This is a genomic window from Kribbella sp. NPDC050124 (genome assembly GCF_044460355.1).
Classification (GTDB): domain Bacteria; phylum Actinomycetota; class Actinomycetes; order Propionibacteriales; family Kribbellaceae; genus Kribbella.
This window is the reverse complement of sequence record NZ_JBITJU010000020.1, coordinates 90,754-113,202: the sequence shown is the minus strand read 5'-3', so window position 1 is coordinate 113,202 and position 22,449 is coordinate 90,754. Positions and strand designations below refer to the sequence as shown.

General features: G+C 69.5%; 22 protein-coding genes and 1 riboswitch. Of the genes, 12 read left to right on the top strand and 10 right to left on the bottom strand.

Annotated elements, in window-relative coordinates:
* Window positions 1-38 precede the first annotated feature (38 nt).
* A complete protein-coding gene (locus tag ACIBL3_RS34475; protein WP_396358020.1) occupies window positions 39-1,262 on the top strand; it encodes a helix-turn-helix domain-containing protein in 1,224 nt (407 codons plus the stop codon).
* Between the two features lie 711 nt (window positions 1,263-1,973).
* Here the strand turns inward: ACIBL3_RS34475 and ACIBL3_RS34470 are convergent.
* Window positions 1,974-2,144, bottom strand: a complete 171-nt coding sequence (locus tag ACIBL3_RS34470) for a hypothetical protein (RefSeq protein WP_396358019.1) — start codon at window positions 2,142-2,144, stop codon at window positions 1,974-1,976.
* 172 nt (window positions 2,145-2,316) lie between these two features.
* Here ACIBL3_RS34470 and ACIBL3_RS34465 point away from each other — a divergent pair, with 172 nt between their 5' ends.
* Complete coding sequence (locus tag ACIBL3_RS34465; protein WP_396358018.1) at window positions 2,317-2,751, top strand: hypothetical protein; 435 nt, start codon at window positions 2,317-2,319, stop codon at window positions 2,749-2,751.
* Window positions 2,748-3,332, top strand: coding sequence for a hypothetical protein (locus tag ACIBL3_RS34460; protein WP_396358017.1), 585 nt, complete (start codon window positions 2,748-2,750; stop codon window positions 3,330-3,332). Before ACIBL3_RS34465 ends, ACIBL3_RS34460 begins: the two co-directional genes overlap by 4 nt.
* A gap of 183 nt (window positions 3,333-3,515) precedes the next feature.
* On the opposite strand, the gene ACIBL3_RS34455 is transcribed toward ACIBL3_RS34460, so the two are convergent.
* From ACIBL3_RS34455 to ACIBL3_RS34430, 6 genes are all read right to left on the bottom strand, one after another.
* Window positions 3,516-4,538 carry a zinc-dependent alcohol dehydrogenase family protein gene (locus ACIBL3_RS34455; RefSeq protein WP_396358016.1) on the bottom strand — a complete coding sequence of 341 codons (1,023 nt, stop codon included), beginning with the start codon at window positions 4,536-4,538 and terminating at the stop codon, window positions 3,516-3,518.
* Window positions 4,538-4,813 (bottom strand): ubiquitin-like small modifier protein 1, encoded by a 276-nt coding sequence (locus tag ACIBL3_RS34450; protein ID WP_396358015.1) that lies wholly within the window; start codon window positions 4,811-4,813, stop codon window positions 4,538-4,540. The genes ACIBL3_RS34455 and ACIBL3_RS34450 overlap by 1 nt, the downstream gene beginning before the upstream one ends.
* The gene (gene thrC, locus ACIBL3_RS34445; protein WP_396358014.1) at window positions 4,810-6,069 is read right to left on the bottom strand and encodes a threonine synthase; all 1,260 of its coding nucleotides are present in this window, start codon (window positions 6,067-6,069) and stop codon (window positions 4,810-4,812) included. Before thrC ends, ACIBL3_RS34450 begins: the two co-directional genes overlap by 4 nt.
* Window positions 6,070-6,080: 11 nt before the next feature.
* A riboswitch (SAM riboswitch) is annotated at window positions 6,081-6,220 on the bottom strand.
* 65 nt (window positions 6,221-6,285) lie between these two features.
* Entirely contained in the window at window positions 6,286-7,248 is a 963-nt protein-coding gene (locus ACIBL3_RS34440) for a helix-turn-helix domain-containing protein (protein WP_396358013.1), read from the bottom strand.
* A 157-nt stretch (window positions 7,249-7,405) separates the two neighbouring features.
* Entirely contained in the window at window positions 7,406-8,635 is a 1,230-nt protein-coding gene (locus tag ACIBL3_RS34435; RefSeq protein ID WP_396358012.1) for a cation:proton antiporter, read from the bottom strand.
* Window positions 8,636-8,662: 27 nt separating this feature from the next.
* A complete protein-coding gene (locus tag ACIBL3_RS34430; protein WP_396358011.1) occupies window positions 8,663-9,616 on the bottom strand; it encodes a DNA-3-methyladenine glycosylase family protein in 954 nt (317 codons plus the stop codon).
* A gap of 45 nt (window positions 9,617-9,661) precedes the next feature.
* Here ACIBL3_RS34430 and ACIBL3_RS34425 point away from each other — a divergent pair, with 45 nt between their 5' ends.
* Window positions 9,662-10,129 (top strand): hypothetical protein, encoded by a 468-nt coding sequence (locus tag ACIBL3_RS34425; RefSeq protein ID WP_396358010.1) that lies wholly within the window; start codon window positions 9,662-9,664, stop codon window positions 10,127-10,129.
* Here the strand turns inward: ACIBL3_RS34425 and otsB are convergent.
* From otsB to ACIBL3_RS34410, 3 genes are read right to left on the bottom strand one after another with little or no spacing between them, the layout of a single operon-like run.
* Window positions 10,095-10,928, bottom strand: coding sequence for a trehalose-phosphatase (otsB, locus tag ACIBL3_RS34420; RefSeq protein ID WP_396358008.1), 834 nt, complete (start codon window positions 10,926-10,928; stop codon window positions 10,095-10,097). The two genes, ACIBL3_RS34425 and otsB, sit on opposite strands and share 35 nt — an antisense overlap.
* The gene (locus ACIBL3_RS34415) at window positions 10,925-11,536 is read right to left on the bottom strand and encodes a LytR C-terminal domain-containing protein (protein ID WP_396358007.1); all 612 of its coding nucleotides are present in this window, start codon (window positions 11,534-11,536) and stop codon (window positions 10,925-10,927) included. The genes otsB and ACIBL3_RS34415 overlap by 4 nt, the downstream gene beginning before the upstream one ends.
* A 3-nt stretch (window positions 11,537-11,539) precedes the next feature.
* Complete coding sequence (locus ACIBL3_RS34410) at window positions 11,540-11,848, bottom strand: DUF3263 domain-containing protein (protein WP_131352967.1); 309 nt, start codon at window positions 11,846-11,848, stop codon at window positions 11,540-11,542.
* Between the two features lie 186 nt (window positions 11,849-12,034).
* On the opposite strand from ACIBL3_RS34410, the gene ACIBL3_RS34405 reads away from it, so the two are divergent.
* The 8 genes from ACIBL3_RS34405 (at window position 12,035) to panD (ending at window position 22,443) form a co-directional block, all read left to right on the top strand.
* Window positions 12,035-13,438 carry an amidase gene (locus ACIBL3_RS34405; RefSeq protein WP_396358006.1) on the top strand — a complete coding sequence of 468 codons (1,404 nt, stop codon included), beginning with the start codon at window positions 12,035-12,037 and terminating at the stop codon, window positions 13,436-13,438.
* A complete protein-coding gene (locus ACIBL3_RS34400) occupies window positions 13,429-14,430 on the top strand; it encodes a Gfo/Idh/MocA family protein (RefSeq protein ID WP_396358005.1) in 1,002 nt (333 codons plus the stop codon). The genes ACIBL3_RS34405 and ACIBL3_RS34400 overlap by 10 nt, the downstream gene beginning before the upstream one ends.
* A 6-nt stretch (window positions 14,431-14,436) precedes the next feature.
* A complete protein-coding gene (locus ACIBL3_RS34395; protein WP_396358004.1) occupies window positions 14,437-15,834 on the top strand; it encodes a trehalose-6-phosphate synthase in 1,398 nt (465 codons plus the stop codon).
* The gene (locus ACIBL3_RS34390) at window positions 15,821-17,242 is read left to right on the top strand and encodes an FGGY family carbohydrate kinase (protein WP_396358003.1); all 1,422 of its coding nucleotides are present in this window, start codon (window positions 15,821-15,823) and stop codon (window positions 17,240-17,242) included. The genes ACIBL3_RS34395 and ACIBL3_RS34390 overlap by 14 nt, the downstream gene beginning before the upstream one ends.
* A 59-nt stretch (window positions 17,243-17,301) precedes the next feature.
* The gene (locus tag ACIBL3_RS34385; RefSeq protein ID WP_396358001.1) at window positions 17,302-18,966 is read left to right on the top strand and encodes a histidine kinase; all 1,665 of its coding nucleotides are present in this window, start codon (window positions 17,302-17,304) and stop codon (window positions 18,964-18,966) included.
* Window positions 18,869-19,564: a response regulator gene (locus ACIBL3_RS34380; RefSeq protein ID WP_396358000.1), complete on the top strand. Its 696-nt coding sequence runs from the start codon at window positions 18,869-18,871 to the stop codon at window positions 19,562-19,564. Before ACIBL3_RS34385 ends, ACIBL3_RS34380 begins: the two co-directional genes overlap by 98 nt.
* A gap of 82 nt (window positions 19,565-19,646) precedes the next feature.
* A complete protein-coding gene (locus ACIBL3_RS34375) occupies window positions 19,647-21,839 on the top strand; it encodes an MMPL family transporter (protein WP_396357999.1) in 2,193 nt (730 codons plus the stop codon).
* A gap of 181 nt (window positions 21,840-22,020) precedes the next feature.
* Window positions 22,021-22,443, top strand: coding sequence for an aspartate 1-decarboxylase (gene panD, locus ACIBL3_RS34370; RefSeq protein ID WP_396358113.1), 423 nt, complete (start codon window positions 22,021-22,023; stop codon window positions 22,441-22,443).
* The last annotated feature ends 6 nt before the right edge of the window (window positions 22,444-22,449 follow it).

Below are 22,449 nucleotides of genomic sequence, written 5' to 3'. Positions count from 1 at the left end.
ATAAGGAGTGTCGTGCAGATCAATCCAGCGGTGGCCTGATGGCCCTCACGGTCGGTGTCATCGGCCCGGAGGACCTGGTCCAGCGGGTGATCGCGGTCGGTCCACCGAGCGGCGCGACCCTGGTCCCGCTGCCCTACCACCACGAGACCGAAGCGGTCGAGGTGGTCGAGCAGTCCCACGAGAAGGTCGACGCGATCCTGTTCACCGGCGTCGTCCCGTACACGATCGCCACCGAAGCCGGCGTGATCGACCGCCCGGCGATGTACGTCTCGTACGACGGCGCGACCCTGCTGCGCGCTTTGGTCGAGCTGCTCCGGCTCGGCCACAACGTCACCCAGTTCTCCATCGACACCCTGCGGCGCAGCGAGGTGATGGAGACGCTGATCGAGGCCAAGCTGCCGACCGACCAGATCCAGGTGCTCCCGTACCGCCCCGGCCTCACCTCGGACGACATCGTCGCCTTCCACCGGAACGCGCGGGACAAGCACGACACCAAGGTCGCGATCAGCTGCCTCGGCTCGGCCTTCCACCTGATCGAGAACGAGATGCCGTCCGTGCGCCTCGCACCGTCGCGCTACTCGATCCGCTCGACCTTGCAGGCTCTGGTCCTGACGACCACCGGCCAGCACGTCGGCGACGCCCAGGTAGCGCTCGGCATCATCGACCTGCCGGAACCGGACGAGGGCTTGGCAGCCGACCTGATCACCCTCGGCGCCAGCCTCGCTGCCCTCCCCGACGGCCGCCACCTCGTCGTCACCACCCGCGGCGTCCTCGAGCAGGCCACCGAACAGTTCACCCGCATGCCCCTGCTCGACCACCTCGCAGCCAGGCACAGTACGGCGTACGTCGGTTTCGGAGTCGGCCGTACGGCGGCCGAAGCCGAAGCCCTCGCCCGTCGCGCAGTCAGCCGCGCAGCTTCGATCGGCACCGTCGCCGGCGTCGTCTCGATGTCCGACGACGTCGAGATCGTCATCGAACCCACCGGCGACCAACCCGCCACCGCCCGCGGCCCCGAAAGCCTCCCCCTCCTCGCCCGCCGAGTAGGCCTCAACACCCAAACCCTCGCCCGCATGCGGGAACTGGTCGCCACCCTCCCCGACGGCCTCACCACCCAAGACGTAGCCGACCACCTGGCTGTCCAACTCCGCACCGCCCGCAGAGTCCTCAAGCGCCTGGAACGCGCCGGCCTGGCCGACCCCATAGGCAGCCAACAACACGGCCGAACCGGCCGCCCACCCACCGTCTACCTGATCCGCCTGTAAGTACTGGAGTCGACCCATGCGTGCTACGCAGCCGCTCCGTCGCGACAGCTACGCCCGCTCCCACCCACCCCCGGCTAATCGCCGGTGCTTCCCTGCCGTGCTATCGCAGGCACCCTGCGGGCTACCGCCCGCACCTGCGCGCTCCTGCGTCGCGCGCCATCGACCACCAGCCAACCGCCCGTCCGCGAGACAAACTGCCTCCCATCAACCGAGTGATCGCAGCCAAGTGGTGGATTCCGGCAAGACACCCGCGGACCGCGCGGGTGTGTAATCGCAGTCGAGCCGCTTAAACGACCGCCGTAACGCTCGACGGGCACGCCTTACGTCAGTTATCGCGCATCGTTTCCGCTGATCCTCCTGGGCCTTGCCGACCGGGTCGACGCCAACGCGCTGGCGCCACTCCTCATCGTGCTGTGGACGCTTGCTGCGGTTGGGAACGTCGCGATCGCCCGGACAATCTGGGATGGGCTCCGCGCCCACTGCCACCGCCGTACCCAAGCCGGGGCAGTCCCGTCTCCCTGATGACCGCGAGGACGTCAGGCGGCGCAGGTGGCTACTGCTGTGGCTGTCGGTGGTGTGGCGGTGTTTGTGGCTCTCGATGCGCCCACGCGACAGCGACCGTCCACACCAGCAACGCGACGACTGCCCCCACACCCCCGCCGAGCAGAGCACCGTCGCGAAGGCTGCCCACCACCGCGCCAACAGCGCCGGTCATGAGCAAGCGACCAGCAAGAGCGAACTCGCATCGCCGCCCCAGCTCAAATCACGCAACCGCTTTCGCATTGGGCGTCCGCGCTCCATCAGCATCACCACTTGAGTGCTGATCAACGAGGCGACGAGCAGGAAAGCCAGAGAGCGGACCGTGACCACGCCGCCCATCATGCCGCCAGCCTCGTGATTCGCATGGAGGCGGCACGCTGTGGACCTAGAGGTGCACATCCTGCTGCCCTACGCTGGCGGGATGCGCAGATCGATGTTGCTTGTCGCGATGGTGGTCTGTGCTGCGAGTCTTTTGACCGCTTGTGGGCCGGGGGTGTCGAGCAGCGTTGTCGGTATGTCGGTTGACGAGGCGGGCACGCCGGTGATCGTGTTGCAGAACTGCGACGGCCGCATCGCCGAGCTCCAGTTCTACGACCTATCTCGGCCGCGTACGGACGAAACCCCGCTCGCTCCGGTGGTGATGTACGTGAACCAGCGCCCGGACAAGGCTGTCGTCCAGATCCCGATCCAGACCGGCGGGAACGGCTGGCAGGTCCAGGGAGAACCACCGGTCTTGCGTGCTGACGGCAAGTACTTGATCCAGGCCTGGGGCAAACGCCACGACTGGTCCGGCCGCGGCACCGAGTTCACCCTGGGGGACCTCAAGACCGTCAAGCCTGGCCGAGTCCGCCACAGTTCTCCACCCGCCGGCGCCACCCCGCCGTACGACGCTCCCGTGAAGTACCAGGTGACACCGCTGACCGAGTTCATCACGGACAAGTGCCCGTGAGCCCTCGCGCAGCACCGCTCGCTGCGCTGATCGCCAGCGAGGAAGGTGGCGATCCCGCGCGGGCGGCGTACCTGGGCATGTGGCACGACTCGCAGGAGACCCGGATCGGCGACATCCCGCACAGCGCCAAGCCCTATCTGGAGGTCGCGAGCAACGAACGCATCACCGAAGACCAGGTCGCGGTGCTTCCCGAGAGCGCGGCCAAGAGCATTCGGGACGCCGTCAGCGAGCTCGCGGTGTGCGAAGCCTGGTGGGACGACACACTCCGTTCGTACCCGCGTCAGCCCCGGGTCTATGAGGTTCTCAGCTTCCTGGTTACCACCCCGGTGCCGCTAACGACTTGGCTGGCAGCGTGGGACGCACAGCCGCCCGGTCCCGCGGACCTCCACGCACAGGACCTGTGCGGCTGGTGGCTGCCCGACCTTCTCTCCGACGAACTGACCGTCGGATGGGTCGAGCAGACCGACATCACCGCCGAGATCAAGCGCTGGGTCCTGGAGTCAGCAAAACCCCGCCTCGCCCGCGTTCCCCTCGATCCCGACCTGACACTCCGCCTCCACCTCCTCGAGCAAGGCTATTGAGCGGGGGCTGGCGCAGAATGTGGTTGGCTTGAACAGGAAATAACGTGTTCAAGCCCGCCAGTTCCTCCGCAGGCCCCCGCTGTGTTGCCGCACAGCTCGCAAGCGTGGGCGACGGCCCACAGAAGGTCGGGTGGGTGGGAGCGCGCGGAGTAGCCGCGACGAAGGGCGACCCGCGTAGTGCTATTACGGGCGGATGATGGTGATGCCGGCGGGGGTGTTGTTGGTGAGGGCGGCTAACGCGGTGGGGGTTTCGTCGAGGGTGATGGTGCGGGTGATCAGGGCGGCGGGGTTTAGGTTGCCGGTGGCAACTAGGGCGAGCATTTCGGGGTAGGCGTGGGCGGGCATGCCGTGGCTGCCCAGCCATTCGAGTTCCTGGCCGATCAGGCGGCCTACGTCCAGCTGGACGCCGGATGGGAGAAGGCCGACCTGGAGGTGGCGGCCGCGGGGGCGCAACGCAAGGAGGGCCTGCTGGACGATGGCGTTCGAGCCGAGAGCGTCCATCGTGACGTGAGCGCCGCCGCCGGTGAGGTCGCGGAGCTCGGCCACCGTCTCGGCTGATGCCAGGACCGTGTCGGCAGCGCCGTACGTACGGGCGAGCTTCAACGCGTCAGGGTTCGTGTCGACGGCGATCACCCGCGCGCCGAGAGCGGCCGCGATCATGACCGCGGACAGCCCGACGCCCCCACACCCGAATATCACCACGTTCTCGTCCGCGGTGACCCGACCGACCTGACGAACGGCGCGGAAGGACGTCGCGAAGCGGCAGCCCAGACCGGCGGCGGTGTCGAAGGTCAGGTCGTCGGGCAGGCGGACCAGGTTCACGCCGGCGTAGGGGATGGCGACGTACGTGGCGAATGAGCCCCAGTAGTTGAAGCCCGGCTGCAGCTGGTTGGGACAGACCTGCTGGTTCCCGGACAGGCACTGCTCGCAGGTGCCACACGCGCAGATGAACGGAGTGGTGACGCGATCGCCGACCTGCCAGCCGGAGACGCCGGGGCCGACGGCGGCGATTGTTCCGGCCAGTTCGTGCCCAGGGACGTGCGGCAGGACGATGTCCAGGTCGTGTCCCATCCAGCCGTGCCAGTCGCTGCGGCACAACCCGGTGGCCTCGACCTTCAGGACGACACCACCGGGCTTCGGCTCCGGGGCCGCTACTTCGGCAACAGTCGGCAGGACGCCGTACTCCTCGACCAGAACAGCGCGCATCAGCCGCCGGCGACCGCCGGGATGATGGAGATCTCGCCGCCGTCCTTGACCGAGGTCTGCAGGCCGTCGGCGAAGCGTACGTCGTCGTTGTCGACGTACACGTTGACGAAGCGGCGCAGCTCGCCGGAGTCGTCCAGCACGCGGCCCCTGATGCCCGGGTAGGCGGTGTCGAGGGACTCGAGCACCTCGCTGAGTGTCGCGCCCTCGGCGCTGACCGAGGACGCGCCCTGGGTGTACTGGCGCAGGATAGTCGGGACCCGGACACTCACGCTCACTGCAGGCCTGCCTTCACGAAGGCGTCGTACGACGCGGGGATGGTCACCTTGGGGCCGACCCGGTCGGCCACGGCGTCGAGCGTCTTCAGCCCGTCGCCGGAGTTGATGATCACCGTCTCGGCCTCGGGGTCGAGCTGGCCGGTCTCGACGAGCTTCTTCAGCGTCGCGACCGTCACCCCGCCCGCGGTCTCGGTGAAGATGCCCTCGGTCCGGGCCAGCAGCTGGATGCCCTCGACGACCTCTTCGTCGGTGACGTCCTCGATCGCACCACCGGTACGGCGGGCCACGTCCAGGACGTACGGTCCGTCAGCGGGGTTGCCGATCGCGAGCGACTTGGCGATGGTGTCCGGCTTCACCGGCTTGACCACGTCGTACCCGTCCCGGAACGCCTGGGCGACGGGCGAGCAGCCGGTGGCCTGGGCGCCGTACACCTTGTAGTCGGTGGCGTCGACCAGGCCGAGCTTGCCGAGCTCGGTGAAGCCCTTGTCGATCTTCGTCAGCTGCGAGCCGGACGCGACCGGGATGACGATCTGCTGCGGCAGCCGCCAGCCGAGCTGCTCGGCGATCTCGAAGGCGAGCGTCTTGGAGCCCTCGGAGTAGTACGGACGGACGTTGACGTTGACGAACGCCCAGCCTTCCTCCTCGCCGGCGATCTCCGAGGCGAGCTTGTTCACGTCGTCGTAGTTGCCCTCGACGGCGACCAGCGTGCCGTCGTACACGGCGCTGGTGATGACCTTGGGGCGCTCGAGGTCGTGCGGGATGAACACGACCGAGCGGATGCCGGCGCGGGCGGCGGCTGCGGCCACGGCGTTGGCCAGGTTGCCGGTGGAGGGGCAGGCGAAGACCTTCATGCCGAGCTCACGGGTGGCGCTCAGGGCACTCGCGACCACGCGGTCCTTGAAGGAGTGCGTGGGGTTGCCCGAGTCGTCCTTCACCCACAGTTTGCGCAGGCCCAGCTCGCGGGCCAGGTTGCCGGCGTCGATCAGCCGGGTGTAGCCGGGTTCGGTGTTCGGGAAGCCGGCCACGTCGACCGGGACGGGCAGCAGCGGCTGGTAGCGCCAGATGTTCTTCGGGCCGGCCTCGATCTGCTCACGGGTGATGGTCGGGTACTCGTACCCGACCTCGAGCGGACCGAAGCACTCCGTACAGGCGTAGAACGGACCGAGCGGCGACTTCGCTCCACACGCGCGACAGCTCAGGTGCGTACCGTTGCCGAAGGCACCTTCACGGATGGTGTGGGTGGCGGTCAGGCTCATGTGAGGTTCCCTCCTCATCTTCCCCGGTCGCCGGATCTCGGCGCGGGACGGATTTGGCACCGTTCCGCCGCGAGGGCCCCGGACGGGACCTCAACGGGGAGGGTTGCCGGGACTTCGACGGGCCGTTTCCCTCAGTCCCTCTGGATGAGCTCCCCCGAGGTTACCCAATCGGGTCCATATTGTGTCTTCGGTTCCCACCATCCGAGACACTCGATCTCAGGCGTGCCGGGCCCGGAAGGTACGTCGGTACGCCGACGGGGACGTGTGGAGCTGCTTTGCGAAGTGATGACGCAGCGTCACCGGCGTCGCGAAGCCGGCCGCGGTCGCGATCTCCTCGACCGGGGCGTCACCAGTCTCCAGCATCGTCAAAGCGGCCTGGATCCGCTGGGCGATCAGCCACTTGCCCGGCGTCGTCCCGGTCGCCTTCACGAAGTGCCGCAGGTAGGTCCGCGACGACAACCCGGCCTGCTGAGCCAGATCCGGTACGCCGATCGGCTCGGCGAGATGCTCCAACGCCCACTCCAGGCTCCGCGCGACCGAGGCGTCGTCGGGATCGGGCGGTACCGGGGACTCGATGTACTGCGCCTGCCCGCCGGCCCGGTACGGCTGGATCACCAACCGCCGGGCGACCGCATTAGCCACGGCAGCGCCATAGTCCTTCCGGACCAGGTGCATGGCCAGATCCAGTCCGGCGGCGCACCCCGCACTCGTGAGTACGTCGCCTTCGTCGGTGTAGAGCGGCTCCGGATCCACATGGATCTTCGGATAGCGCTCGCGGAGCATGTCGGCGTACCGCCAATGTGTCGTGGCCCGGCGCCCGTCGAGCAGACCGGCAGCCGCAAGAGCGAACGCACCCGAGCAGATCGACACCATCCGGGCGCCACGCCGATGCGCGCTCTGCAGCGCCTCGATCAGCGCCGGCGAGGTCTCGCCGCGCGGGTCGTGGACGCTCGGGATGACGACCGTGTCCGCGGCCGCGAACTCGTCCAGGCCGTGCGGGCTGCTGAGCGTGGCGCCGCCGAGCACGCGGATCGGGTCCGGCGTCTCGGTGCAGACCTTCAGCCCGTACCAGGGCTGGTCGATGTCCGGCCAGGCCAGCCCGAACACCTCGATCACGATCCCGGCCTCGAAGGCCGTCATCCCGTCGTACGCGAGGACAGAAACCGTTCGTTGTCCCATGTGTCACAATCTTAGCGATAGTCGTCCTGAGCGCCACTTCTGCGGGCGGCTCCACCCTTGGACGATGGAGTCATGTTCAAGGTTCTGAAGGAGATCGCAGCCGGAATCAACGCCGCCTCCGCCGTCCGCCACGGGCTCACGCCGCCCGCCGGAGCGCTCACCGCCGACGGCCGTCGAGCGTACGCATCAGCGGCGTCGCGGCAACGCCGTGCACAACAACGCTCAGCACGACGGTGAAGCCGACGGTCGCCCACAACCACGGCAGGTCGGTGGCGAAGTGCACACCGACCGCGGCCAGATAGTAGATCGACGTCACACCCCGGACCCCGAAAGCCGCCGTCATCCAGCGCTCGGACCGATCCAACTCCGTGCGCGCGAGTGAGAGCCAGGCGATGACCGGGCGTACGACAAGCACCAGCAGGACGCCGATCACCGCGCCGGCCAGCGTGAGCGGCTCGAGCAGGCCGCCGGTGATCGCGACGCCGAGGAGCAGCAGGATCCCCCAGGTCAGGATGTGTTCGAGCTCCCCGATGAAGTTGTGAAGCTCCGAGTGGAACTCGTGACTCCGCTCAGCCGCCCGCAGCGCGAGCGCCGCGATGAAGACGGCGATGAACCCGTACCCGTGCAGTACCTCGGTCAGCCCGTAAACGCCGAGCGTCATGGCCAGGGCAAGGACAGGCTCACGTGAGTCCGCGAGCCGGAAGCTCTTCGCGGGCGCGCTGAACGCCATCTTGCCCAGCAGCCAACCAGCACCGAGACCGACCGCGACGCCGATGACCGTCTTACCTACGACGTACCAACCAAGCCACTCCCATGCCGAGTGCGTCTTGGTGGCGACAAAGACGGCCAGATAGACGAGCGGGAACGCCAGACCGTCGTTCAGACCCGCCTCGGAGGTCAGTGCGAACCGCACCTCGTCCTCCTCGTCCACCTCTGCGCTCTCACCGGTCGTCGGCCCGCCGACCTGGACGTCGGAGGCGAGCACCGGATCGGTCGGCGCGAGTACGGCGGCGATCAGCAACGCAGTCGCCGGAGCAAGGCCGAGCCACCAGCCCACTCCGGTCAGCGCAGCCACACCGGCCGGCATCGCAATGAACAGCAGCCGCCAGGTGACGCTCCAGCGGAGCAGACCGATCGGCCGGTCGATCGCCAGGCCGACACCCATCAGCGCGACGATGACGGTGAGCTCGGCCAGGTGTTCGGTCAGCTCGGGCTCAGCGATCGGGCTGAGTCGAGCGCGGTCGACGGCCAGCCCGAGCAGCAGGCCGGCGCCGAGGAAGGCGATCGGCGCGGAGACGGCGTACCGGCGGAGCAGACGGGGCAGTACGGCGCCCAGGAGTAGGGCCAGCCCCGCGACCAGGTAGAGCCCATCCCCGTCAATCGTCATCGTGCCGGGCCGGTGCCCAGCGGGCGGCTACCTCAAGCGATGCGTCGCACCCGGGGTGTGCGTCGGCAGGGACTTGCGTGGCCCGTAGCGTGGGTGGCCGACACCGGTCAGCTCGAGCAGCCGCTGCACACGGAACCGGTGGCCGCGGTAGGGCTCGATCAGCTCCGCACAGCCGTCGTCGTCGAGCTCCTCACCGATCAGCGCGTACGACACGTTGCGGGACACGTGGTAGTCGGCGAACGAGAACGCGTCCGCGTCACCATGCGCCCGCTGCCGCACCTCAGCAGCCGTCCACACACCGACACCGGGCAACGACCGCAGCCGCCGCTCGATCTCAGCGGAGTCGGTCAGCTCCAGCGTCCGCTCCAATGCCTTGGCGCGGGTCGCGGCCGTGATCACGACCCTCGACCGGCGGTTCTCCACGCCGGCGCGCAACCACTGCCAGGACGGGATCATCCGCCACTCGTCCGGCGCCGGCGGGACCATCATCACGCGCCCGTCCGGCGGCTGCGGTCCGGGCGCGGGTTCGCCGTACTCGCGCAGGATCAGCCGCCAGGCCCGGAACGCTTCCTTGCCGGTGACAACCTGCTCGATCCCGGCGGCGGCCATTGCCTCGAACACCGCCCGTGTCCGCGGCACCCGGACGTGCGGGAACCGCCGTGCCGCGTCCACCAGCGCCCGGTGCTCCGGCAACGGCTCGAACCCGTCCCAGCTGTCCGCGTCCCCCAGCAACTCCGGCACGCCGTCCAGCGCCCACCCGGCGCCCGGACCCCACGCCTCGGCCTCCACCTCGCCGGTCGACGGGTACGGCGTGAGCCGCAACAGCACCGGCCCGTCCGGTGTCCGCGTCGCCCGCCAGACGGTACGCCGTACCGGATCGAAGACGTACGCCGGATCGCCAGGACCCTTCCGCAGACCCCCGATCACCGAGTGCGGGTCCACCACCCGCCCAGGACGCCAAACCCGCACCACCGAACTCACCCGCCAAGTCTTACTCACGCCACGGACAGAACCGCATACTGAGGCATGACTGGGTGGCAGCGGGTGAAGGTCGTGGGGAACTTCCTGAATCTGTCCACACTCGCCGGCCTGCTGGTCGGCGTGATCGGGCGAGCGTCGTTCAGCCGGGGACCGCGGGGGCTGTTCTTCGCGAACGGGTACAAGGTGAAGTTCCCGGTGGCGAGCGCGTTCACGATCGGGAACGTGGTGCTCAGCAAGCACGAGCGGGCGTACTTCGACGACGACGCTCTGGTGCGGCACGAGGAGCGGCACTCCTGGCAGTACTTCTGCCTGATCGGCCTGCTGCTGTGGCCGCTGTACGTCGTCGGCGTCGTCGTCTCGTGGTGCCTCACCGGCGACCCGGCGTCCCGGAACCCGTTCGAGCGGCTGGCCGGCCTCAAGGACGGCGGGTACGTCGAGCGGCCGATCCAGCCGTTCAGCCAGACCCTGTCGCAGACGCTCAGCGTGCTGCGATCGCGTCCGAAAGCGCCGTGAGCACGGTCACCACACCAGTGGGGTCGTCCACCACGATGTCCGCGGCTTCGATCAGCTCGGTCGCGTTGGAAGACCTCGTGGCCAGCAGCACCGCCCGCAGACCGGCCTTACGCTGCTCCTCGATCGCCCGGTACGCCGCCAGGTCGCCGAGGTCATCACCGGCGTACAGGATCGACTGAGCACCGGTGTCCTCGAGCAGGCGCCGCAGTGCGACCCCCTTGTCGATACCCGGCGGCCTCAGCTCCAGCACCAGGTTGCCCGGCTCCAGTCGCAGCTCGGTCGACTCGGCCAGCTCGGTCAGCGGCGTACGCAGCCTGTCGAATGCGCCCGCCGGATCGGCCATCCGGCGGGTGTGAACCGCCAGCGAGCTCTCCTTGTCCTCCACAAAGGCGTCGGCGAGCCCCAGCTCCTGCAGCAGCCCCGGCAACCGGTCGCGCGCTTCAGCGACACCGGACGGCACCGGGGCACTCGTCACCCGCCCAGTCGCTGCGTCCCACCGCTCCAGCCCGTAGTGCCCGAGTACGACGAGACGCCCAAGCCCAGGGTGTCCGGTGACACCGGTCAGCTCCGTGGCGACCAGCGCCGGGCGCCCGGTGACGATCGCCACCTGGTTCACCGAACGGGCCAGGCGGGCCAGTGCGTCGAGCGAGCCTTCCACCGGCCGGGACATGGCCGGGTCCTCGACCAGCGGGGACAGCACACCGTCGAAGTCCGTCGAGATCACCGCGGTGGCCGGATCGGCGACGATCGCCTCCCAGCCCTCGCGCCCCGCCTCGGTCTGGATCGTCGGCGTGCTCATCCGGTGTAGTCCGAGGTGAGGATCACGGTGAGGCGGTCCTTCTTCATGTTGTCCAGCGCGCCCTTGGTGCGGCCCACACCGAGGTCGCGGGCGAGTTGGTTGGCGGCGGCGAGCATGCCCGGCGGGTAGTACACGGTGCTTCCGGCGACCTTGCCGTGCCAGTTGTCGGCGCCGGCCACGGTCCAGCCCGCCTGCCGCGCGCGGCCCGCGACCGAGTCGGCCAGGCCCTTGCGTCCAGTGTTGTTGTAGACCTCTACGGCCGGCCGCTGGTCCGGCGGGATGGTGGTCGTCTGTGTCGCGGGCGGCCCGGTGGCCGGCGGCACGGTGGTGGTCGGCTCGCTGCTGGCCGGAGTCGTCGGCTCCGTGCTCGACGGCGCGGCGGTCGTCGGATCGGGCGTAGGCGTGGGGGTGGACCGGGGCACGCTGGCGCCGACCGTCGACGGGCCGCCAGTCGGCTTCGGCGACGGCGTGTTCGTGCCCTCGTCCGCGGTGCTGTCGTTACCGCGGGTGCCGAACAGCACCAGCAGCCCGGCCACGATCGCGACGACGGCCAGCACGGCGACGAGGGACGAGAGGACCTGGCCCCTGTCGTCCTTCGGGCGAGGCATGTCTCAGACCTCGATACCCAAGCGGCGTGCGGAGCGGGCTCGCTGGCGGGCGGCGCGTAGTCGGCGCAGGCGCTTCACCAGCAGCGGGTCGTGGGCGAGGGCCTCGGGCCGGTCGATGAGCGCGTTCAGCACCTGGTAGTACCGAGTCGCGGACATCTGGAACTGGTCCCGGATCGCCTGCTCCTTGGCGCCGGCGTACTTCCACCAGTGCCGCTCGAAGGCAAGGATCGCGCCGTCACGCTCGGAGAGTCCGGCAACGGCCGGCGGCGCAGCCTCGGCGGGGCCGGGAGAGCTGGCGTTGGCGCTGTCCATCTGCTGGTGACTCCTGTGCGGTCGGTGGTCGTCCGTCCGCGCTCCACTGTACGGGCTGAACAACAGCAATGTCATTCACCGCCGGTAGCGACACACACCGTGTCGCTGACGCCGCAGCCGGACCAGGTCGGGTGTGGCGCGCGAGCACCGCACCCGACCTCAGGCAACTCTGGCAGGATCGTTCAAGTGAGCTCAACTCTCTCCAGCCTGGCGCTGGTGGAAGAGCTGCAGGCCAGGAGCCGTGAGGTCGACCCGCTGGTCAACTCCATCTGCACACCTGATCCCGCCGCTCTCACCCACGCCGCCCGCCTCGACACCGAGCGTGACGACGGGCGGGTGCGTGGACCGCTGCACGGCGTACCGGTCCTGGTCAAGGACAACATCGACACCGCCGACCTGCCGACCACAGCCGGCTCACTGGCGCTGGCCGACCAGCCGCCTCCGCTGCAGGACGCTCCCCTGGTACGGCGACTGCGCGAGGCCGGCTGTGTCGTCCTGGGCAAGACCAACCTGAGCGAGTGGGCCAACTTCCGCGGCTCGGCGTCCTCCTCCGGCTGGAGCGCGTACGGCGGCCTGACACGCAACCCGTACGCGCTGAACCGCTCCGCAGGCGGCTCCTCGAGCGGATCGGGCGCTGCGGTCGCCGCAGGCCTCGCCGACTACGCCATCGGCACCGAGACCAACGGCTCGATCGTCTGCCCGGCTGCGCTGAACGGCATCGTCGGCCTGAAGCCCACGGTCGGCCTCATCCCGCAGCAGGGCATCGTGCCGATCTCCCACTCGCAGGACACGGCCGGACCGATGACGAAGACGGTCCAACAGGCTGCAGCCCTGCTGACCGTGCTTACGGGCGGCAGCACCGACTACACCGAGAGCTGCCGTGGCACGGACCTCAGCGACGTGCGCATCGGCGTACCTAGGGGTCCACTGTGGGGCTACTCCACCGGCCTGGACGACGTCACCGAGCACGCACTGGGGATCCTCAGCCGCTGTGGCGCGACGCTGGTCGACCACCTGTCGCTGCCGAGCCCAGGCGGCGACGAGGATCAGCTGCAGGTGCTGGCGCATGAGCTCAAGGTCGACCTGGCGGCGTACCTGGCTACCCGTGCTCCCGGCGGCCCGCGCACGCTGGACGACCTGATCGCGTTCAACAAGGAGCACGCGGACGTCGAGCTGCAGTGGTTCGGCCAGGAGCTGTTCGAGCGAGCGGCAGCGACCGAGGGCCTGAGCTCCCCGGTGTACGTGGCGGCGCGGCTGACCGCGCTGCGGGCGGGCCGGGACGGTATTGACAACCTGCTCCGCGACAACCAGGTCGACGCCCTCGTCACCCCGTCGTACTCCCCGGCCTGGGCCATCGACCTGGTCAACGGCGACCACGTGCTCGGCAGCTCGTCCTCGCACGCCGCGCTGGCGGGCTATCCGCTGCTCTCGGTGCCGTCCGGACTGGTCGCCGGACTGCCGGTCGGGATCACGTTCAGTGGCAGCGGCCGGAGTGATGCCACGCTCATTCGCTTGGCTCACGCCTTCGAAACCGCGAGAATCAGTGCAGACGGACCGTTCCCGACCCCGGAGTTCACACAGTGGGTGTAGACCGCGTCAGGTGGGGCATCGTTGCTACCGGCAACATCTCCACGTCGTTCACGAGGGATCTGAAGCTACTGGCCGACGATGCCGTGGTGACCGCGGTCACATCCCGGGCGCAGGACCGCGCTGACAAGTTCGCCGCCGAGTTCGGCATCGAGAACGCGTACGACGACTACCGGCGGCTGCTCGACTCCGGCACCGTTGACGTGATCTACATCGGGACACCACATCCGCAGCACTACGCGGTGGCCCGGGCGGCCCTACAGGCGGGGATCGCGGTGCTGTGCGAGAAGCCGGTCACCCTGACCGCCAAGCAGGCGCGCGACCTGATCACCGTCGCGGCCGAGCACAAGACGCTGTTCGCCGAGGCGATGTGGATGCGGACCAACCCCGTCATCCAGGCCGTCTTCGCGGACCTCGCGAGCGGTGTGATCGGCGAGCCGCAGCAGGTGGTCGCGGACTTCGCCTTCCACAAGCCGTCGCTGCCCGCCCGCCTGCTCGACCCCGCGCTCGGCGGCGGTTCGCTGATGGACGGCGGCATCTACCCGATGACGTTCACCTACATGGCCCTTGGCCGGCCCGCCGAGATCAAAGCCGTCGGCTCACTCAACGAAGACGGCGTCGACCTCAACGTCGCGATGGCCTGGCGGTACGACTCGGGCGCGGTAGCCGCCCTGACCTGCGGCCTGCGCTCGCAGAACCCGTGGACGGCGGCGATCAGCGGCCCGGACGGCAGTTTGCTGCTCCCGCACCGCTTCCACCATCCCGAGTACTACGTCCGCAGTACGGCGGCCGGCCAGGAGCGGATCGACGTACCGATGCATGGCCTTGGGTACCACTATGAGGCGGCCGACGTGATGCGCGCGCTGCGCCACGGTCTCGTCGAGGTGCCGTCCCTGCCGCATGCCGCGACGATCGAGATCCTCGACCTGCTCGACGAGACCCGCAGACAGATCGGGGTCAGGTACCCCGGTGACAACGAAGACCTGGGTGGATAACAGCAGATGCCGAACGGACGCAGTTCCTTCGTAGTGGTGGCCAATCGGCTGCCGGTCGACCGGATCGAGTTGCCCGACGGCAGTACGGCGTGGCGCCGCAGCCCAGGTGGTCTGGTGACCGCTTTGGCCCCGGTGATGCAGCGTCACCACGGGGCCTGGATCGGCTGGACCGGCAGCGCCGACGAGAAGCTCGATCCCTTTGACAACGACGGCATGCACCTGGTCCCGGTGATGCTGTCCACCGAGGACGTGCGGCTGTACTACGAGGGGTTCTCGAACGCGACGTTGTGGCCGCTGTACCACGACGTGATCGTGGCGCCGGAGTTCCACCGCGAGTGGTGGGAGTCGTACGTCGCGGTGAACCGGCGGTTCGCGGAGGCCGCCGCGGAGGCCGCCGACGACAACGCCGACGTGTGGGTGCACGACTACCAGCTGCAACTGGTGCCGGCCATGCTGCGCCGGCTGCGTCCCGACGTACGGATCGGTTTCTTCCTGCACATCCCGTTCCCGCCGACCGAGTTGTTCGCGCAGATGCCGTGGCGGCGGCAGATCCTGGACGGGCTGATGGGTGCGGACCTGGTCGGCTTCCAGCGACCCGGCGCCGCCTCGAACTTCGCCCGGCTGGCCCGCAACCGGATGGGCCTGCGCACCCGCGGCGACCGGATCCACCTGCCCGACGACCGGATCGTCCGCGCCAAGGCGTTCCCGATCTCCATCGACGTCGGCGAGCTCGAGGACCTCGCCCGCAAGCCGGAGACCGAGGCCCGCGCGGCCGAGATCCGGCGCGAGGTCGGCAACCCGGCCCACATCCTGCTCGGGGTGGACCGGCTCGACTACACCAAGGGCATCCGGCAGCGGATGCGCGCGTTCGGCGAGCTGCTGGACGAGAAACGCGTCTCGGTCGACGACGCGGTGTTCGTCCAGGTGGCGACACCGTCGCGGGAGCGGGTCGAGCAGTACCGCGTGCTGCGGGACGAGATCGAGCTGCTGGTCGGCCGGATCAACGGCGAGCACGGCCGGATCGGCACGCCGGCGATCAACTACCTGCACACGTCGTACTCGCGGACCGAGATGGCCGCGCTGTTCCGGGCGGCGGACGTCGCGGTGGTGACGCCACTGCGCGACGGCATGAACCTGGTCGCCAAGGAGTACGTCGCCTGCCGGTACGACGACACCGGCGCCCTCGTGCTGAGCGAGTTCGCCGGCGCCGCGGACGAGTTCCGGCAGGCGTTCCTGGTGAACCCGCACGACATCAACGGGATGAAGGACACCATCGTCGACGCGATGAACACCGACGACCGCCAGCTCGGCCGCCGGATGAAGGCGATGCGCAAGCACCTGGCCGCGCACGACGTGAACGTCTGGGCCGCGAGCTTCCTGAAGGCCCTGCATGACGAAGACTGACGGCCGGGTCCTTGCACTCGATCTCGGTACGTCGTCTGCCCGCGCACTGGTGTTGTCCGCGGCCGACGCGGCCCCGATCCCGGGAGCGTTGGCCCGCTACAAGATCTCGCCGACCTATGCGACCGGCGGGTCGGCCACGCTGGACCTGCACGAGTACGTCGAGGGCCTGCTCGGCTGCCTAGACGAGCTGCAGCAGAACGGGCACCTGGATGACATCGGCGCGATCGTGCTCTCCTCGCAGTGGCACTCCATCGTTGCCCTCGACAACAAGGGTGCGCCGCTGACGCCGGTCATCACCTGGGCGGACACCCGGTCGGTGCACCTGGACCTCGGCCCGTCCTTCGACGAGCACGCCTTCCACGCGCGCACAGGGTCCTGGCTGCACCGGCTCTACTGGACGCGCCGCATTCCCTGGCTGTTGTCCGAAGGTTCACCAGCTGGGTTCGCGGGCCTGCCGGATCTCGTGCTGGAGCGACTCACCGGCGAGCGGGTGACGTCGGTGTCGATCGCCTCCGGGACCGGGACGCTCGACCTCGCCCGGGGCGTGTACGACGAGGAGGCGCTGGAGATCGCAGGCGCCAAGGCCGACCAGTTGCCGTCGATCGTGCCGTCCGGGTGGACCGGGTCGTTGTCGTCGGAGTACTCACGCCGGTGGCCTGGGCTGGTCGGCGTACCGGTGCATCCCCCAACAGGTGACGGCGCTGCGTCGAACGTCGGGACCGGCGGGTACGACGAGACGACGGCAGCGGTGACGGTCGGGACGTCGGCCGCCGTACGCGTGGTGCATCCGATCGCGGACGCGCCGGAGTTGCCGTGGGAGCTGTGGCGGTACCGGGTCGACGACGAGCGTGCGGTGACCGGGATGGCGTTCTCGGCCGCAGGCAACCTGCACGCTTGGCTGACCGGCGTACTGCAGTTGGAGGCCGCGGAGCCGACCGGTGTGGAGATCGGGTCGTCGCGGGTGATCGCGATCCCGTTCCAGGCGGGGACTCGGCCGCCGGCGACGGTTCCGAGCGGGTCCGGGGTCTACTTCGGGCTGTCCTTCGACGACAGCGGCGACGACCTGCTGGCGGCGTCGTTGCAGGGTGCGTCGCTGGAGATCGACCTCGGGCTGCGGATGCTGGACTCGCTCTTCGGCCGCGAGCTTTCCGTGGTCCTCGGCGGTGGCGGGATCGACGCGTCGGCCTGGTGGCGGCGCTGCCTGACAGCCACGTTCGCCCGTCCGACCACGGTTTGCGCCGAGGCTGAGGTCGGCGCTCGGGGCGCAGCCGCGGTCGCGCTCGGCCTGTCCCCCTCGCCCGGCGGCGAGCACCTGACACCGGTCGCTGCTGAGGTCTCACGAGTGGCTGACCTGCGTCCACGCTACGCAGCCCTCCGCGAGCTGGCCGTCAAAGCCTCTGCTCTCTGAGCTGTACTGCGGCTGCGGTACAGCGCGAATACAGCCGATGGCCGACGTGGTTTCGGTGGGTGACCACGTACTGTGAGGGAATGGGCGCGCTGCTGCGGTTCTGCCGCGACTTCAAGTGGCACCCGTTGGCGCTGGATCACGGCCTCGCACTGACCCTGCTGGCCCTCAACCTGATCGTGCCGGGCAGCCGGCACGTCGGCGAACGCATCCAGCTGACGCCGACGATCGTGGTGCTGACGGTCGTTGCTGCGATCGCGCTCGCCCTGCGCCGGCTCGCGCCGCTGGTGGTGCTCGGCGTGACCACCGCAGTCACGATCACCTACCTGATCACCGAGCAGGGCAAGAGCCCGATCGTGCTGTTCATGGCCTGCGCGGTCTACACGGTCGTGATGGAGAAGGACCGCCGGACCCGCTCGATCGCTGTCTGCGTGGTCGCTCTCGTGACCCTGGTCGCGGACGCCCCGTTCTCCGACGGCAACGTGCTCGACAACCTGGGGCTGATGCTCCTGGTGCTCTTCGCGGGCGCCGTCGCCGAGGCAGTGCGGTACCGGCGCGCCTTGCAACAGGAGCTCGAGGAACGGGCGCTGCGCGCGGAGCAGTCGCGTGAGGAGGAGGCGCAGCGGCGCGTGATCGAGGAGCGGCTGCGGATCGCTCACGAGCTCCACGACGTGATCGCCCACCACATCGCCCTGATGAACGTCCAGTCCGGCGTCGCCGCGCACGTGTTGCGCACGCAGCCGGAGGAAGCCGAGCGAGCCCTGGCCCTCGTCCGCTCCGGCGGCCGCACGGTTCTGCAGGAGCTCACCGTCCTCTTGGGCGTGCTGCGCCGCTCAGGCTCATCCCTCCCCACCGCACCCACTCCGTCCCTGCACGAGCTGGGCGCCCTGATCGACTCGTTCACCGCCGCCGGCGTCGAGGTCGACTGGCACCTCCCCGACTCCCTGGGCAACCTCCCGGACGTCATCGAACTGACGGCGTACCGGATCGTCCAGGAATCCCTGACCAACGTCCTCAAACACGCCCCCGGGACCACCGCCCACCTCCAGCTAGCCCGTCGTCCCGGCGCCCTCACGATCGACATCACCAACACCGCCCCGCCGACCTCCACCCGCCCCACACCATCCACTCCGGGCACCACCTCCTCGCCCCGGCCGGCCGGCTCTTACCTCGCCGCCGCCTCCGCGGCACCCCACCCGGGCGCCCCTTACCCCACCACCGCCTCCGCGGCACCCCACCCGGGCGCCCCTCACCCCGCCACCGACTCCGCGGTGTCCCGCCCAGGCGACTCCCGCCTCGATGCCGCGGGCATCTCCACCCCGCACCCCGGCGAGGCCACCACCTCCTCCACGCCGCGCCCCGCCGCGGCCTCCCCTGCGCCCCACTCCAACGGTTCCCGCCTCGGTACCGCCGTCTCCACCCAGCACGCCGGCGACGCGGCCACCTCTTCCCAACCGCACCCCAACGGCGCCGGCCCATCCACCAACCCAGCACTTCTCGGCGCCGGACACGGACTGATTGGGATGCGTGAGCGGGTGACAGCTGTCGGTGGAGAGCTGCGGACCGGACCCGAGCCGGATGGCGGGTTCGGCGTACATGCCGTGCTACCTCTCGAGACGGGAGTTGTCAGTGACGATCCGGGTCTTGCTGGCCGACGACCAGACGCTGATTCGCAGCGGGTTCCGGGTGCTGGTGAACTCAGCACCCGATCTGGAGGTCGTTGCTGAGGCGTCGAACGGCCGGGAGGCGGTCCAACGCGCCCGGACCGAGCGGGCCGACGTGATCCTGATGGACATCCGGATGCCCGAGGTCGACGGCCTGGCCGCGACCCGGGAGATCATCGCGGACGAGGCGCTGGCCGGGGTCAAGGTGCTGATCCTGACCACGTTCGAGGTGGACGAGTACGTCTTCGAGGCGATCCGGGCCGGTGCCAGCGGGTTCCTCGGCAAGAGCGTCGAGCCGGCCGAGCTGATCAACGCGATCCGGGTGGTCGCCCGCGGCGACGCGCTGCTCTCCCCGAAGGCGGTGCGCGGCCTGATGAACCGCTTCCTGGCCGAGCCGCGGATCGGCCAGGACGTCGGCCCGTCCGCTCTCGACGTCCTCACCGACCGGGAGCGCGAGATCGTCAGCCTGGTCGCCCTCGGCCTCACCAACGACGAGATCGCCGAACGCCTGGTGCTGTCCCCCTCTACCGCGAAGACGCACGTCAACCGGGCCATGGTGAAGCTCGACTGCCGCGACCGGGCGCAGCTGGTGGTGGTCGCCTACCAGACCGGCCTGGTCCGTCCCGGGACTCCGGCGGCCGACGTACCTCAGACGCAGTAGGGGCATACGGCGTCCGCAGTACGTCGAGAAGCCCACCCCTGACCGACGCGGACTACAACGCCCAGCCGGAACGATCGGCAGCATGGCTACCTTCCTCTACCGGCTCGGCCGGTTCGCTTTCCGCCGGCGCCGGTTGGTGGTGTTGGTGTGGCTCGGTCTGCTGGCCACCGGCATCGCCGGCGCGGCCACCCTGTCCGGCTCGACCGCCGACGGCTTCTCGATCCCGGGCACGGAGTCGCAGCGCGCGGCGGACCTGCTCAACGAACGCTTCCCGCAGGCCGGCGCCGACGCGGGGACCGCCCGCATCGTCTTCCGGGCCCCCGACGGTCAGAAGCTCACCGACCCCGCCGCGACCGCGGAGGTGCAGGAGACCCTCGGCCGGATCGAGGGCGCCCCACAGGTCGCCCGCGTCATCGACCCCTTCACCGCCAAGGCGATCTCCTCCGACGGCCGCACAGGCTACGCCCAGGTCACGTACGACGTGACCGCGCAGGAGGTCACGCCCGAGGCCCAGGAGGCGGTCGCCGCCGCGGTCGAGCCGGCCCGTGCCGCCGGCCTCACGGTCGAGTACGGCGGTGACGCCATGCAAGTGCAGGACGAGCAGAGCCTGACGGAGGTGATCGGTCTCGGTGTGGCAGCCGTCGTCCTGCTGATCACCTTCGGCTCACTGATCGCCGCCGGCCTCCCGTTGCTATCGGCAATCATCGGGATCGGCATCGGGGTCACTGCGATCACGGCCGCCACCGGGTTCATCGACATCGGCTCGGGGACGCCGATCCTCGCGTTGATGATCGGGCTCGCGGTCTCGATCGACTACGCGTTGTTCATCATGTCGCGGTACCGACACGAGCTCAGCACCGGTCTGGAGCCAGAGGAGGCGGTCGGCCGCTCGGTCGGCACGGCCGGGTCCGCCGTGGTGTTCGCCGGGCTGACCGTGGTGATCGCGCTGGCTGGGCTGTCGATCGTCAACATCCCGTTCCTCACCCAGATGGGGCTGGCGGCAGCGTTCACCGTCGTACTGGCCGTGGCCATCGCGCTGACCCTGCTGCCTGCGCTACTGGGCTTTGCCGGGCGGCGCGTGCTGGGCGGGCGAATCCCGGGGCTGCGGGCCGGTGATCCCGAGGCGGCCGGGCGGATGTCGGCCGGGCGTCGGTGGGGGATGTTCGTCACGCGCCGGCCGGTGGCGGTGCTGCTGGTGACCGTGATCGGCCTCGGAGCGCTGGCGATCCCGGCGACCGACCTGGAGCTCGGGCTGCCCGACGACAGCACGGCTGCGCCGGACTCCACCCAACGCAAGGCGTACGACCTGCTCTCCGAGGGCTTCGGGCCTGGCTTCAACGGTCCACTGATGGTGGTCGTCGACGCCGGTGGCGCCGCCGATCCGCGGACGGCGGCCGACGCTACCGCAACCGCCGTACGTGCACTGCCGGACGTGACGATGGTGACGCCGCCGACGTTCAACCCGGCCGGGGACACGGCTCTGCTGACTGTGATCCCGTCAAGTGGCCCGGGTACGACGCAGACCCGTGACCTGGTGCAGGCGATCAGGGGCCTGCCGGAGAACGACAGCGCCGAGGTAGCTGTGACGGGCGCGACCGCGATCAGCATCGACTTCTCGGACAAGCTCGGCGATGCGCTGGTGCCGTACCTGTTGCTGGTGGTCGGGCTCGCGTTCCTGCTGCTGATGCTGGTGTTCCGCTCGCTGCTCGTGCCGCTGAAGGCGACGCTGGGCTTCCTGCTCACGGTCGCCGCGACGTTCGGTGCGGTGGTCGCGGTGTTCCAGTGGGGCTGGCTAGCGGGGCTGTTCGGGATCGAGGGGCAGACCGGGCCGGTGATCAGCATGCTGCCGATCTTCCTGATCGGCGTCGTGTTCGGCCTCGCGATGGACTACCAGATCTTCCTGGTCACCCGGATGCGCGAGGAACACGTCCACGGTGCCGAGCCCCGCACCGCAGTCGTCGACGGTTTCGCCCACGGCGCCCGCGTGGTCACCGCCGCCGCGGTCATCATGACCGCCGTCTTCTCCGGCTTCATCCTGTCCAGCCAAACCCTGATCCGCGAAATGGGCTTCGGCCTGGCGCTAGCGGTAGCCATCGACGCGTTCATCGTCCGAATGACCATCGTCCCCGCCGTCATGTCCCTCCTAGGCCGCTCCGCCTGGTACCTCCCCCACTGGCTGAACCGCCTCCTCCCCAACGTGGACGTAGAAGGCGACTCCCTCCGCCGCACACCACCCACACCTCCCACCCGCCAACCCGAACTCACCCACCACTAGCCCAGCTACCGGCCCGGGCGTGGTCGCGGCGCGGGCCCGCGGAGCTGGACCCGGGCACACCACCTCGTGCTGGTGGTGTGCCGGTCCCACCCCACCGACACCACACCGGTGTGTATTGGGTTAACCGGTTGGGTGATGGGGGTTACTGACGGGGTGCGGGGTGGGCTGGATGATGGCCGGCATGTGGCGGGAGATGATGAAGTCGAAGGTGCACCGGGCGACGGTGACGCAGGCGGATCTGGACTACGTCGGGTCGTGCACGCTGGATGCGGAACTGATGGACGCGGCAGACCTGTTGCCCGGCGAGAAGGTGGACATCGTCGACATCACCAACGGCAACCGGCTGTCGACGTACCTGATCGAAGGGCCGCGCGGATCCGGGGTGGTCGGGATCAACGGGGCGGCGGCGCACCTGATCCATCCGGGCGACCTGGTGATCCTGATCGCGTACGGGATGTTCGACACCGCGGAGGCGAAGGTGTTCGAGCCGAGCGTAGTCTTCGTGGACGAGCACAATGCGATCACTCGCATCGGCTCCGACCCCGCCGAGGCGCTGCCGGACAGCGGCACGCTCCGCGGCGACCAACTGCACACCCAGCGCTGAAGTACA

What these genes read in the sequence shown, in the direction of transcription:
- ACIBL3_RS34475 (WP_396358020.1), top strand. Translation starts at nt 39, where the DNA reads ATGGCCCTCACGGTCGGTGTCATCGGCCCGGAGGACCTGGTCCAGCGG.
- ACIBL3_RS34470 (WP_396358019.1), bottom strand. Translation starts at nt 2,144, where the DNA reads ATGATGGGCGGCGTGGTCACGGTCCGCTCTCTGGCTTTCCTGCTCGTC.
- ACIBL3_RS34465 (WP_396358018.1), top strand. Translation starts at nt 2,317, where the DNA reads ATGTCGGTTGACGAGGCGGGCACGCCGGTGATCGTGTTGCAGAACTGC.
- ACIBL3_RS34455 (WP_396358016.1), bottom strand. Translation starts at nt 4,538, where the DNA reads ATGCGCGCTGTTCTGGTCGAGGAGTACGGCGTCCTGCCGACTGTTGCC.
- thrC (WP_396358014.1), bottom strand. Translation starts at nt 6,069, where the DNA reads ATGAGCCTGACCGCCACCCACACCATCCGTGAAGGTGCCTTCGGCAAC.
- ACIBL3_RS34440 (WP_396358013.1), bottom strand. Translation starts at nt 7,248, where the DNA reads ATGGGACAACGAACGGTTTCTGTCCTCGCGTACGACGGGATGACGGCC.
- ACIBL3_RS34435 (WP_396358012.1), bottom strand. Translation starts at nt 8,635, where the DNA reads ATGACGATTGACGGGGATGGGCTCTACCTGGTCGCGGGGCTGGCCCTA.
- ACIBL3_RS34425 (WP_396358010.1), top strand. Translation starts at nt 9,662, where the DNA reads ATGACTGGGTGGCAGCGGGTGAAGGTCGTGGGGAACTTCCTGAATCTG.
- otsB (WP_396358008.1), bottom strand. Translation starts at nt 10,928, where the DNA reads ATGAGCACGCCGACGATCCAGACCGAGGCGGGGCGCGAGGGCTGGGAG.
- ACIBL3_RS34415 (WP_396358007.1), bottom strand. Translation starts at nt 11,536, where the DNA reads ATGCCTCGCCCGAAGGACGACAGGGGCCAGGTCCTCTCGTCCCTCGTC.
- ACIBL3_RS34410 (WP_131352967.1), bottom strand. Translation starts at nt 11,848, where the DNA reads ATGGACAGCGCCAACGCCAGCTCTCCCGGCCCCGCCGAGGCTGCGCCG.
- ACIBL3_RS34395 (WP_396358004.1), top strand. Translation starts at nt 14,437, where the DNA reads ATGCCGAACGGACGCAGTTCCTTCGTAGTGGTGGCCAATCGGCTGCCG.
- ACIBL3_RS34390 (WP_396358003.1), top strand. Translation starts at nt 15,821, where the DNA reads ATGACGAAGACTGACGGCCGGGTCCTTGCACTCGATCTCGGTACGTCG.
- ACIBL3_RS34375 (WP_396357999.1), top strand. Translation starts at nt 19,647, where the DNA reads ATGGCTACCTTCCTCTACCGGCTCGGCCGGTTCGCTTTCCGCCGGCGC.
- panD (WP_396358113.1), top strand. Translation starts at nt 22,021, where the DNA reads ATGTGGCGGGAGATGATGAAGTCGAAGGTGCACCGGGCGACGGTGACG.